Raw genomic sequence first — 12940 nt, 5'->3', positions numbered from 1 at the left:
ACTTCAAAACAACCGCCTTTATGACGGCTACGTTGCTGTCGTCTGTATCCTTGTTTGCACAAAACGAATTTAAAATTAGTGGGAAGGTACCTGCTGAGATGAACGGTGAAAAAGTATTTCTTCGCAAGGGGGACATGAAAGCTTCCCGGGTGGTACTAATGGATTCTGCTATAGTAGTAAATGGTGCATTTACTTTCAGTGGTGCACTGGATGATCCGCAAATGGTTACCCTTACCATGCGTAAATATGTTGATGGCGAGTTGATTTACGGCGCCAGAACTTTGTTCCTGGATGTAAAGGATAAACTAAGCATCGACGCTACCGGTAAAACCACTGCCCGCAATATTTTGGAACAGGCGAAAGTGAGTGGCTCCAAACTCACGAACGAATACATTGCCTATAACGCCCTACTGGCACCTGCCAATAAAATTATGGATTCGGCACGTGCGCTGCTGATGGATCGGAAACGTACGGATACCACCGGCAGAGCAGCGCAGATGGAAGTAATGGATGTAGCTTTTGCAAAAAATGAAGCGATCCGTGATGCGTATATCCGTACACATACCAACAGTTACCTGGCGTTATACCTGCTGAGCACACAAACTACCCGCAGGATTGTGGACATTGCACCGATGCAGCAAACCTACAACCGCTTTAACGCGAAACTGCGCAACACTGCACTGGGTAAACAAATAGGGGAGCAGATTGAAAAATCCGCCAGGTTTGCGCCTGGGCAGCTGGCACCTGACTTCGCAGCTGAAACACCTGATGGTAAAAGTCTGAAGCTCTCCGACCTGCGTGGTAAATATGTGCTGATTGATTTCTGGGCCAGCTGGTGTGGACCCTGCCGCGCTGAAAACCCTAACGTAGTGAAAGCCTACAATGCATTTAAAGATAAAGGTTTCGATATCCTCGGGGTATCTCTCGACCGCGCCGGTGCTAAGGATGCCTGGGTGGAAGCCATCGCAAAAGACGGGCTTAACTGGCATCATGTAAGTGAGCTGAAATGGTGGAGCGGTGATATCTCAAAAATGTATATGGTAAGTGGAATTCCTACTAATTTCCTGATCGATCCGGATGGCAAGATTGTGGCTTCAAACCTGCGTGGTGAAAAGCTGCATGCAGTGCTGGCGAAGCAATTGAGCAAATAACGTAACAGATTATGGAATAAAGGGTTGTCCTCGTTTCCGTATTTGAAAATGTATTTATTTGAATTTGTGATTTTGTATAGATTTTCCTAAATTTGTATTAATAACCTGGATGGTACGAACATCCAGGTTTTAAAGTACTAGAAGAATAAATCATATAGTACTTTTAGTTTTAGGGCTAAACTTACCAATTTGATAAGACCATCAAGGATAACTAAAAACCTTGGTGGTTTTGTTTTTTACCAGAACCTATTCAATTAATAAGGAGACCTTCGGTCTCCTTATTAATTGAATAGCGGTCCGCCGAAGGCGGACCGCTGTTAATATATCCAACAAAACACCATCCTTAGCTGCTTACCTGCTTATGCTGCTTTGCGAGCAAAAAAACCCGCTCTACTGGCGCCGAAGGCGCCCAAAGCTAAACAAGTCTTTGCGAGCTTAAAATCCTTCCGCCTCTTTGCGGGAAAAATCCTCACGTTAACGCATCATGAAAAATAACGCCCAGCGAAAACCGCTGCCCGTTATGTACCGTACTTACACCATGTTTCATATTCACCCGGTAATACCCCTGTGTACCTTTTACAGGCCGGTAATTAGTGGCAAATATCAGTACGCTGCCTTTACGTGGTTTCAGCACATTGGCCTTCGACTGCGCCCTTGGTATTTGCTCCGTGATGACGAACTCCCCGCCGCTGTAATCCGCCTCCGGCTCAGTGAGCATAAATACCATTTGTAATGGAAAAAAGATATCGCCATATAAATCCTGGTGCAGCGTATTAAATCCATCCTGTTGATACTTCAGAATTAATACGGTAGGTAACACCTGCTGATGTGCCGCACACAACTCGTGTAACTCCGAAAGTTTCGGAGGGTATCGCGTGTCTGATTTTACCTGCTCCATCCATTGGTTAGCTACCGGCACTATCTGCTCGTAAACCGCTTCCCGTAAGGATTGTATGAGAGGCGGAAGCGGGTATTTCATATATTTATACTCACCTTTTCCAAAACGATACCGCTCCATAGTAATGGTTTTTCGATACAATCCCGGATTATCGTATTGTTGCCTCAGCGCATCGCATTGCTCCTCACTGAGAAAATTGTCGATGATCACAAATCCTTTGTTGTGCAGCGTTTCACGGTAGATCTGCCAGGGTAGCTGCGCTATTTCGTTCTGCATTTTTTTCTGTAAAAGTATCCCTGTTGCAACGCCCCTTAAACCCGGTTCTTGCTAAAATGGTGAAATATCACTAAAACACGGAGGTCTTTAGCGATATTTCGCTAAAATACTACGATGATATCCTTGTAATTAATTGATTATTAAGTAGATATGGCTATGGCACGGCGCTTGACTACTACAGGCCATTATACTAAATCAATAGACGATGGCACCCTCATACTACGCAACACCACATCTGACTCCTGCAAATGGCGGGAAGTACCGGGGCAACATGATAGCTGTTACCATTAACGGAGGAATAAGTATTGAACCCTTGTCGTGGCTGGTACAACAAAACCAGACCGCGGCCACACAACTGCACTGCTATGAAATCATCTGGCTTAAAGCCGGTAGTGGCACCATGATCGCTGACCTGGCCGACTGGAACCTTTCCGACTACACGGTGCACATCCTCAGGCCCGGCCAGTTCCGTAAGATCATGATAGATGATTACTGCGAAGGATTTTGTATCCATGTAACACGCGAGTTTCTGGAACAACACGAAATGCACGGCATGGAACAATTCCTCCGCGCCAACCCCGCCATTTCCATAACAGGCGAGCTGCTGGCAGAAACAGAAGAAATCCTGCTGAAGCTGCGCCGCGAATACATGACGCATGCCACTGTAAGGCAACCTATCTTAAAAAGATTTTTCGAACTATTCCTGCTATACCTGGCCGAACAGCCGGTAGCAGAAAGTGTAACCACCACCGTTAGTTCGGAACAGGTGCTGGCAGAAAAATTTCTGCAGGCCGTGCGGGCGGAGTTCCGCGTACGTAAGATGGTAGCCGATTACGCCGCCATACTCTGGGTAACCCCTGGTCATCTCAACAGAACAGTGAAACACGTCACCGGATTCCCGGCCAGCTACCATATACAACAGCAAATCATCCTGGAAGCCAAACGGAAAGCACGCTATTCTGAAATGAGTATGAAAGAAATTGCCTACGATCTTGGATTCGAAGATGCTTCGCATTTCAGTAAATTTTTCAGAAATAACTCAGGTGTCAACTTCACAGATTTCCGCCGACAGGTGCTGAAAGACCAGCTGATATGCCAGGAAGCTATGGTGTAAAACAGAAAAACCCGCTATATTTGAAGGTCAAAACTGCACCCGGCGGGATCGGACTGTTCACAACCGTAACATATGAAGTTGAAACGAGCGCCAATATTTGTACTCACCTGTTTCCTGTTATTATGCTCCTTTGCTAAGGCACAAAATATTAACCGACAGATGGTCATGCTGCTACAGGAAGAACTGCGCAGCAGCAACGCGGATACCACCAGGATCAGCATCCTCGTGGAGTTAGGCAAATATCAGCTGTATAAAGCCGGCGAAGCTAGGGCCGACCTGGATAGCAGCCAGCAGTTCCTGCAGGCCGCCGCAAAACTCAGCGACTCGCTTGGCCAACTGAGCTGGAAACATGAAATTAAGAGTCTGGAAATGGTGCTCACCATGGAACGGGGCGACTCCGCCGGGGGCAGAAAGATCTACAATCAGCTGATAGAAGAATGCAGACGCACCAACGATAAAGCTACGGAAGCGGCTACACTCTTCAGAATGGGCATATGGGAGCGGGTCCGCTTCGGCTCCTACGTAAAAGTGCTGCACGCATTCGCCCGGTCCATGCAGCTCTACAGAGAACTGCACGACACCCTCAACGAAATAAAGATGCAAAAAGAAATAGCCTGGATGCATCTCACAGAAGGGAAAAATCAACTGGCAGAAGATATGCTGCTGGATATTTTAGAGAGATATAAAGCTGTCGGATACAAAAAATTACATTACACCTATAACCTGCTCTCTGTTGCCAGCAGGGTAAAGGGAGATAACGATAAAGCACTGCTGTACGCCATCGCTACGGTAGAAACCATGCAGGCCACACAGGATACCCTGAGCGCCGCCAGCTTCTACGGCGACCTTGCCAAAATTTATGAAGACATTGGTAACCACAAGGAAAGTATCCGCTACTTCCAACGCTCACTGGATACCTGGAAACAGGAAGGCCTGCCTAACTTTGCCATGTTCTTCGCCGCCAGCAAGGTAGTGCGGGAAATGATCAGCCAGGGCAAGCCTAAAGAAGCACTGGACCTGATCAATAACCTGGTAGTACAGGTGCCACCCATCACCCTCATTCAGCACGCCATCATCGCTCAAACACGGGCACACTGCTACGATGCCCTGCAACAATACCCCCTCGCAGAAAAATATTTCTTAACGGCACTGGGCAAGTTCCAGGAAGCCAATATGGATTTTGAAGGGTCACAGCAGCTGCAACAGCATATCGGGAGGTTTTACCTCGCCCGGGGCGACTTCCAGCGCGCCGGCACTTTTCTCCGCAAGGCCCTGAGCTATTATCCGCAGAAAAATGCAGTAGCCTCCCTGATGGATATCCACTTTATGCTGTACAAAGTGGATAGCGCACAAAACGATTTCCGCTCTGCCCTCAATCACCTGCGCATCAATAAGGAATTATCGGATTCGATATTCAACGAAAATAAAAGTAAGCAGATCTCCGAGCTGGAAGTGAAATATCAGACGGTACAACAGGAGAAAAATATACAAGAGTTGAATAATCAGTCGTCCCTGCAGGCGGCGCAGCTTCGGCAGGCGGAGATGAAGCAGCAGGTTACACTGGGAGGCATCGCCGTACTGGTGATTATGTCGGGCCTGTTGTACTACCTGTACATCATGAAAAACCGGCATAACCACGAGCTGGAAGTACAGCAAACGAAAATAGAAAGTAAGAATACCTCCCTGCAACAACTCCTCGGTGAAAAGGAATGGCTGCTTAAAGAATTACACCACCGCGTAAAAAATAACCTGCACATGGTGATGAGCTTACTGGAATCACAATCGGCCTTTCAGCACAATGAGGACGCTGTGCAGGCCATTACGCAGAGTCGCGACCGCGTATATGCGATGTCGTTAATCCACCAGAAACTTTATCAGACGGATAATGTATCGACGGTGGACGTCGCGGAATACCTGCGCGAGCTGGTAGCACATTTGAAGGACAGCTTTGACAATTGCAGCAAAATCCGATTTGACTTACAAACCGAGCGGATTGAAATTGACATCTCCCAGGCAGTACCACTGGGGTTGATACTCAATGAAGCGATTACCAACTGTATCAAGTATGCTTTTCCGGCAGCCAGAAAAGATAATGTAATCTTAATTCGCATGGCATATGCCGCCGATGGCCAGGTACAGCTGCTGGTAGCGGATAATGGCATCGGGTTGCCGGCCGACTTCAACAGCAAACGCCGTGGAAGCCTGGGCATGCGACTCATGCAGGGACTTACTGATGATTTAAATGGTATCTTTACCGTTAGTTCCGAAAACGGAACGACTGTTACAGTGGCGTTTGCCCGTAGTGAAATGACGGACATGCCTGCAGCCAGTACTGACTTAAATGCCATGTCGCTTACAGCATGAAGGAGAAAATACTGATAGTAGAAGACCAGTTTATTGAAGCCAACAACCTCGAAATGATTTTAACCCGCGCTGGATATGCCGTTAGCGGGATTGCACGTTCAGTGCCTGCTGCACTGAAACTCATCGAACAGGACAAGCCGGATATGGTGATGTTGGATATTTTTTTACAGGGGCCTGCCACCGGCATTGACCTGGCAAAGGTGCTGCGCGAAAAAAATATCGCTTTCATCTACCTGTCCGCCAACTCCAATAAAGAAATACTGGACCAGGCGAAGGCCACCTATCCATACGGGTTCCTCGTGAAGCCCTTTCGCGAGAAAGATGTGCTGGTAACACTGGAAGTGGCCAGGTACCTGCATTTGCACAGTCTCGAGTCCATGATCCGCAATACGGTAACATCTCCCGAACCGGAAACAGACACGGACAGCAATTTTCATGGGATCATTGGCCACAGCAGCAGCCTTAAAAAAATGCTGGAGCACCTGCAGATAGTAGCCCCCGTGGATACCTCGGTGCTGATCCTGGGGGAAAGTGGCACAGGTAAAGAGAAAGTAGCGGAACTGGTGCATGAACTGTCAGCCAGGAGCCAGCAGCCACTCGTGAAGGTTAACTGCGCCGCCCTGCCGGCCACTTTGATTGAATCCGTGCTATTTGGGCATGAAAAGGGTGCTTACACCGGTGCTACCGAACGCCGCATCGGTAAATTTGAACAGGCCAACAAAGGCACTATTTTCCTGGATGAAATCGGGGAGATGCCAATGGACCTTCAGATGAAACTGCTGCGTGTATTGCAGGAGCGCGAGATTGAACGTATAGGAGGCAATACCACCATCAAAATAGATGTGCGGGTAATAGCCGCCACCAACAGAAACCTGGAACAGGAGGTGGCGGAAGGCCGCTTCCGCATGGACCTCTACTACCGCCTCCGGGTATTCCCGCTCACCCTGCCCCCGTTGCGGGAAAGGAAGGAAGACATCCACCTGCTGGCCTATCATTTCCTGCATATTTACAACGCGAAGGCCGGGCGGCAGATCAAGTCCATCTCTCCCAAAATCATGGATATGTTCCTGAGCTACGACTGGCCAGGCAACATCCGGGAGCTGGAACATATGATGGAAACAGCTGTACTCCTGAGCGACGGGAAAACCATTAACCAGGTACCCATGCCGGCTGCTAAACCTGCTGAACCCCCGAAAGTGAAGACCATAGAGGAAAACGAAAGAGAACATATCATTTCCGTGCTGATCAAATGCAACGGGAAAATATTCGGTAAAAACGGCGCGGCAGAACTGCTGGGCATGAATGTATCCACCCTCAACTCCCGTATCAAAAAACTGGGTATCGATAAAACCCGGTACTGATATTTGAAATATACATATGTTAGCGCAATTTGTCCGTTGATGCCGGCAATGGTGGCAGCTATCTTTGTACGGACAAACTATGCTGCTTTATGGCCCGGATCACTTCTAAAACGATCCTGTTTATTACAGGTGCTTTTATAGACCACAGGTGCTGGGACAATTGGAAGCAGTTTTTTCATCATAAAGGTTACAGGGTAATAGTAGCACCATGGCCGGCAAAAGATGCAGATGCGGAGACCTTGCGGGGCCGACATCCGGACCCGGTACTGGCAGCAGTTACCATCAGGGAGCTGATTTCCTATTATGCAGCCATCATACACGGTTTGCCGGAAACGCCTATCGTGATAGGCCATTCTTTTGGAGGGCTGCTCACACAGATACTGCTTAACCGCGATCTGGCAGCAGCGGGTATCGCGATTCATTCCGTACCACCAAGAGGTGTGATCGCCTGGGAGCCCCGGTTTTACCTCAGTAATACAGCCGCATTAGGCCTGTTTACCGATATCAGTAAAACCTACCTCATGCCATTTAAAAGCTGGCGTAAGGTATTTACCAACGGAATGCCATTTGAGGATCAACAGGAATCCTATTACGACCACTGTATCCCTGAATCCAAAAGGGCTATCCGTGGCGGACTGGGACCTGCAGCGAAAGTAAATTTTAAAAAGCCCCATGAGCCGCTGCTGATCGTGGCCGGTAGCAACGACCACTGTATCCCATGGACGCTGAATCGCCGCAATTTCAGGGCTTATCAGCATAAAGGCTCCGTAACAGACTTCATCGTAAAGCCACGGAACCATTATGTACTCGGACTCCCCACCTGGGAGGACGATGCATCGGAAATACTAGAATGGATTAAGAATCATTAGCCTGCACAGAGCGTTAATTTAGTTAGGAAAGGGCCATGTGCCCTTTCTTTCGTTATACGGGGTATTTTTATATCTTTGCAACCTTGTGAAACGTATCATCGCATACATATTATTGAGCATATTTCTGTTGCACAACACAACGGTGGATCAGCTGCTGAAGTTGCCTACCCTGGTCATCCATTACCAGGAGCACCATCAGCTGAATCAGAACCTGACAGTAACAGACTTTCTCTGTATGCATTATATCGGCGATGACGATAAAGATGATGATTACGACCGTGATATGCAGCTGCCCTACAAAAGTGTAAACGTACAGGTGCTGCAGCATGCCTACGTACCACTGGCCAGGGTGATTGCCGAACGGCCACAGTTCAGTAGTACCATCGATATCAACTACCCGGTGCTGAAGCAGTTTCATCTCCCTGAACCTGCCTTATCCTCCTTATTCCGCCCTCCACAGGTATAAACCTTACCAGATTTATACTGTTATCCATGCAGTGGCATGGATCAATTATTAATGCCAATTTTTATTATCATGCTTAATAAGATAATTAGCTTTTCCGTGAGGAACAAGCTGATCGTTGGGCTGTTTGTACTTGCACTGATTGGCTGGGGGAGCTTTGAAGTCACCCGCCTGCCCATCGATGCCGTGCCCGACATTACCGATAACCAGGTACAGGTAATTACCGTGTCGCCGGCTTTGGGCGCACCGGATGTAGAGCGCCTCATTACCTTCCCGATTGAACAGTCGTGCAGCAACATTCCGGGCCTGAAGCAAATCCGCAGCTTTTCCCGCTTTGGACTGAGCCTTGTTACCATCGTATTCGATGATGAAACGGATGTGTACTGGGCCCGCCAGCAGATTGCAGAGCGCCTGCAACAGGTGCAGCAGCAAATCCCTGCGGGCGTAGGTTCGCCCGAGATGGCCCCGGTGACTACCGGTTTAGGGGAAATATATCAATATGTGGTGAGACCCAAGCCCGGCTATGAAAGCAGGTACGGTCCCATGGAACTGCGTACTATTCAGGATTGGATCGTACGCCGGCAGCTGCTGGGAACCCCGGGCATCGCCGATGTGAGCAGCTTTGGTGGCCGGCTGAAGCAATATGAAATTGCCGTAAGGCCAGGGCAGCTTAAGGCCAATAATGTAACCATTGCAGATATTTTTGACGCCCTCGAAAAAAACAATGAAAATACCGGTGGCGCCTATATCGAAAAGGGGCCAACGGTATTGTATATACGAAGCGAAGGGCTTACCCAGAGCATAGATGATATTGAGAAGATCGTGGTGAAAACACTGCCAGGTGGGATGCCCGTGCTGATCCGCGATGTAGCGGTAGTGCAGCTGGGTTCGGCCACCCGCTATGGCGCCATGACCTTCAACGATAAAGGGGAGGTAGCCGGCGCAGTGGTGATGATGCTCAAAGGAGAAAACTCTTCTGCCGTTATCAAGCGCGTGAAAGAGAAAGTAGCAGCTATTCAGAAGTCCCTGCCGGAAGGCGTTGTGATAGAGCCTTTCCTGGACCGCACTAAAATGGTGAACAACGCTATCAAAACCGTGGAAACAAACCTGATAGAAGGGGCGCTGATCGTGGTGTTCGTACTCGTGTTCTTCCTCGGTAACTTACGTGCCGGCCTTATCGTATCCTCGGTGATTCCATTGTCGATGCTATTTGCCATCATCCTCATGAACAAGTTTGGCGTAGGGGGTAACCTCATGAGTTTGGGCGCCATTGATTTCGGGTTGATTGTAGATGGTACGGTGATCGTGGTGGAAGCGATTCTGCACCGCTTCAGCCATTCGAAGCAATTTAAAACCCTGATGAAGATCGATCAGCCTACGATGGACGCAGAAGTGAATGCCAGCACCGGCCAGATGATCAAATCCGCCGTTTTCAGTCAGATCATTATCCTCATTGTATATATTCCCATCCTAACGTTGCAGGGCATCGAAGGAAAGATGTTTAAGCCGATGGCCTTCACTGTAGGCTTTGCGATATTAGGGGCCTTCCTGCTATCCATCACCTACGTGCCCATGATGAGTGCACTGTTCCTGAGTAAGAAAATCAGTCATAAAAAATCGTTAGCCGATAAAATGATGATTTGGCTGGAGAAACGTTACCAGCCCTTGTTAGGCAGGGTGATGTATTATCCTAAAACCATCATTGCCGGGGTGCTGGCATTGTTTGCCGTGGCCGTTATTATATTAGGGGGTATGGGGGGAGAATTTATACCACAGTTGGAAGAAGGCGACTTCGCCGTTGAAACCCGGCTGTTAACGGGAAGTAATTTGAATACCACCATCCAGGCTACCCAGCAGGCTTCCGGCATTTTGCTGAAAAAATTTCCGGAGGTAGAAAAAGTGGTTACCAAAATCGGTAGTGCTGAAATCCCTACTGACCCCATGCCGCTGGAAGCCAGTGATATGATGGTAATCCTGAAAGATAAGAAGCAGTGGACCTCCGCTAAAACCTTCCCTGAGCTGGCGGAGAAAATGACGAAGGAATTGTCTGCCGTTCCAGGCATTAGCGTTGGTTTCCAGTTTCCGGTACAGATGCGTTTTAATGAGCTCATGACCGGTGCACGGCAGGATGTGGTGTGTAAAATCTTCGGGGAGGATTTAGATTCACTTGCACATTATGCTAATAATCTGGGAGACATTATTAAAACGGTGGACGGTGCCGTGAACCTGTATGTAGAAACAGTAACGGGAATGCCACAGCTGGTGATTACCTACAATCGTGATGCTATGGCGCAGTTCGGGCTGAATGTAGCTGACATCAATCGCGTAGTAAACACGGCGTTTGCAGGTCAGGCTTCCGGCGTAGTATACGAAGGTGAAAAACGTTTTGATATGGTGGTGCGCCTCGCTGCCGATGCCCGTACCAACATCAGTGATGTGCAAAACCTGCTGGTACCTACACCTTCCGGCAACCAGGTACCTTTGCAGCAGGTAGCCCGGGTAGAAGAAATTGAAGGACCAAACCAGATACAGCGCGAAGATACCCGCCGCCGCATCATCGTAGGCTTTAACGTTAGCGGCCGCGACGTACAAACCATCGTACATGAGCTGCAACAAAAAGTGGAAGCGAAGCTGAAACTGCCGCCGGGCTATTCTATAGTGTACGGTGGTGCTTTCGATAACCTTACCGCCGCCAAGCAACGTTTATCCATCGTGGTGCCGGTGGCGCTGCTGATGATCTTCCTCCTGTTATATATGGCTTTTAACTCCGTGAAGCAGGGACTGCTGATTTATACCGCTATTCCCTTGTCCGCCATTGGCGGTATCCTCGCGCTCTGGATGCGGGATATGCCATTTAGTATATCCGCCGGCGTTGGGTTCATCGCCCTCTTTGGCGTGGCAGTGCTCAACGGTATATTGCTGGTAACCGAGTTTAACCGCCTCCGCAAGGAAGGCTGGACGGACGTTAGAAGAATTGTTATTCATGCTACCAAAACTAAGCTCCGTGCTGTGCTCATGACCGCGCTGGTGCCTTCGCTCGGCTTTATTCCCATGGCAGTGAGCCAGGGGGCCGGTGCAGAGGTACAGAAGCCGCTGGCTACTGTAGTAATCGGAGGTTTAATTATATCAACCATGCTTACACTCTTTGTGCTGCCCGTGTTCTACATCCTCTTTGAAAAAGGATTCGGATTTTTCCGGGCTAAGAAAGCACTCACGGTAATGGCTATACTGTGTTTATCGCTGCCATTTGCAGTGCGTGCACAGCAGCCCGTTACGCTGGACAGCGCCTTGCAGAAGGCCGTCAGAAACAACCTGCAGGTACAGGCTTCCCGGCTGGGAGAGCAGTATTACCAGGCGCTCAAACGCAGCAACCTGGATATAGATAAAACTAATGTAGGGGTGGAGTACGGCAAAATCAACAGCATCGCGAACGATAACAAGTTCACCGTTTCCCAGGGAATACAGTTTCCTACCGTATACTCCCGCCAGCGTGCCGTAAATAACACCAACATACTGCTGAGTAAGATCAATACCTTACAGAAAACGCATGAAATTAAAGCGGCGGTGAAAGAGCTGTTCTATTCCCTGCTGGTAATGCAGCAACGGGAGCGGCTGCTGCTCGAGGCGGACAGCATGTATAACGTATTCCTGCAAAAGGCCTCGCTGCGCTTCAAAGTAGGGGATACGGATATCCTCGAAAAATCCACCGCCGAAAACCAGCGTCAGCAGATTGCCAATCAGCTCGCCACCCTGCGTACGGATTATAACGTGACCTTAAACCAGTTCCGTATTTTGCTCAATGAGCAGGAAATGCTGGTGCCGCAGCAGGAGCAACTCGTATATCACTTACCGTTAGTGCCTGATACTACTGCGATCGACAGCACTCCTTTGGTGACCATGCAGCAGCAGCTGGTCAACAGGAGTCAGCAGGAGTACCTGCTGGAAAAAAGTAAACTGCTGCCTACGCTGAACCTGGGCTATAACAACATGAGCATTATCGGCTATCAGCGGGTAGGTAATGAGGAGCAGTATTTCGGTAGTGGCGACCGCTTTTCGTCTGTCAGTGTAGGCGTAGGCGTACCTATTTTCAATACCGGCCAGCGGGCGCGTATCAAAGCCAGTAATGTGCAGGTAATGCAGCAGCGTAGGGAGCTGGAAGCCTCCAGGCAGCAGCTGGGCAATGCGCTGGAAAATGCCATTGAGGTATACAACCGCAATCTGGTGCTGTTACAGAATTATGAAACAGTGACCCTCCGCAACGCAAAGCTGGTGATCGATGCCGCTAATAAACGGATGGTGAGCGGTGAAATCGGTTATCTCGACTGGGTGATCCTCATTAACCAGGCGCTGGAGATGAGAAGCAGCTATTACAGCACTATTGAGCAGCTGAACAATGCTGCCTTTACAGTAGAAAAATTGAGCGGTAACATTTAATATACAATTG

8 protein-coding genes are annotated in these 12940 nt (G+C 48.8%); 7 read left to right on the top strand and 1 reads right to left on the bottom strand.

From position 1 onward, the window contains the following. The first annotated feature begins 20 nt into the window (after window positions 1–20). Window positions 21–1151, top strand: coding sequence for a TlpA disulfide reductase family protein (locus tag BUB18_RS07280; protein WP_073079420.1), 1131 nt, complete (start codon window positions 21–23; stop codon window positions 1149–1151). A 469-nt stretch (window positions 1152–1620) separates the two neighbouring features. Here BUB18_RS07280 and BUB18_RS07275 read toward each other — a convergent pair whose 3' ends face one another. Beyond that, complete coding sequence (locus BUB18_RS07275) at window positions 1621–2325, bottom strand: 2OG-Fe(II) oxygenase (protein ID WP_073079419.1); 705 nt, start codon at window positions 2323–2325, stop codon at window positions 1621–1623. Window positions 2326–2530: 205 nt separating this feature from the next. Between BUB18_RS07275 and BUB18_RS07270 the strand changes: the two genes are divergently transcribed. The 6 genes from BUB18_RS07270 to BUB18_RS07245 all read left to right on the top strand — a co-directional run bounded on the left by BUB18_RS07270 (window position 2531) and on the right by BUB18_RS07245 (window position 12930). Continuing rightward, the gene (locus BUB18_RS07270) at window positions 2531–3439 is read left to right on the top strand and encodes an AraC family transcriptional regulator (RefSeq protein ID WP_073079417.1); all 909 of its coding nucleotides are present in this window, start codon (window positions 2531–2533) and stop codon (window positions 3437–3439) included. Between the two features lie 72 nt (window positions 3440–3511). After that, the gene (locus tag BUB18_RS07265) at window positions 3512–5803 is read left to right on the top strand and encodes a tetratricopeptide repeat-containing sensor histidine kinase (protein WP_083549495.1); all 2292 of its coding nucleotides are present in this window, start codon (window positions 3512–3514) and stop codon (window positions 5801–5803) included. Further along, window positions 5800–7164 (top strand): sigma-54-dependent transcriptional regulator, encoded by a 1365-nt coding sequence (locus BUB18_RS07260; RefSeq protein ID WP_073079414.1) that lies wholly within the window; start codon window positions 5800–5802, stop codon window positions 7162–7164. Before BUB18_RS07265 ends, BUB18_RS07260 begins: the two co-directional genes overlap by 4 nt. Window positions 7165–7253: 89 nt before the next feature. Further along, window positions 7254–8033, top strand: coding sequence for an alpha/beta hydrolase (locus tag BUB18_RS07255; protein WP_073079413.1), 780 nt, complete (start codon window positions 7254–7256; stop codon window positions 8031–8033). Window positions 8034–8118: 85 nt separating this feature from the next. Continuing rightward, a complete protein-coding gene (locus tag BUB18_RS07250; RefSeq protein ID WP_143159857.1) occupies window positions 8119–8499 on the top strand; it encodes a hypothetical protein in 381 nt (126 codons plus the stop codon). A gap of 69 nt (window positions 8500–8568) precedes the next feature. Continuing rightward, window positions 8569–12930: a CusA/CzcA family heavy metal efflux RND transporter gene (locus tag BUB18_RS07245; RefSeq protein ID WP_073079593.1), complete on the top strand. Its 4362-nt coding sequence runs from the start codon at window positions 8569–8571 to the stop codon at window positions 12928–12930. Window positions 12931–12940: the final 10 nt, after the last annotated feature.

It is taken from the genome of Chitinophaga jiangningensis (assembly GCF_900142605.1).
GTDB classification, from domain to species: Bacteria; Bacteroidota; Bacteroidia; order Chitinophagales; family Chitinophagaceae; genus Chitinophaga; species Chitinophaga jiangningensis.
Note: the sequence above shows the minus strand (reverse complement) of the source record. Positions and strands in the feature narration are given on the sequence as shown.